This is a genomic window from Pseudoalteromonas sp. S2893 (assembly GCF_005887105.1).
Taxonomy (GTDB): Bacteria; Pseudomonadota; Gammaproteobacteria; order Enterobacterales; family Alteromonadaceae; genus Pseudoalteromonas; species Pseudoalteromonas atlantica.
This window is the reverse complement of the sequence record NZ_PNCY01000114.1, coordinates 1-243: the sequence shown is the minus strand read 5'-3', so window position 1 is coordinate 243 and position 243 is coordinate 1. Positions and strand designations below refer to the sequence as shown.

1 pseudogene is annotated in these 243 nt (G+C 41.6%); it reads right to left on the bottom strand.

From position 1 onward, the window contains the following. Nucleotides 1–243 (bottom strand): annotated as a pseudogene (locus CWC04_RS19350) (monooxygenase); the annotation flags it as partial.

The following is a 243-nucleotide window of genomic DNA, read 5'->3' as shown; positions in this document are numbered from 1 at the left end:
TTGCGCCATCGGCCGCCACCCGCAGCTTAGCTATATTAGGCTCTCGGCTTTTAAGGGTTTTAACTCCTTCTGACTCACTTTGGGGTATTTGTTTATACTCAGTATCAAACATCAACGTGGCCCTTGGTTGTTGCTGTAGCTCTTTAATTAGAGCAAAACGAAAAATATGGTTTTCAACTATATGCCCTAAGTGATCAAGGTCAAGTTCCTCTTTATTAAAGGTTATTTTTCCAAAGCTGTCGG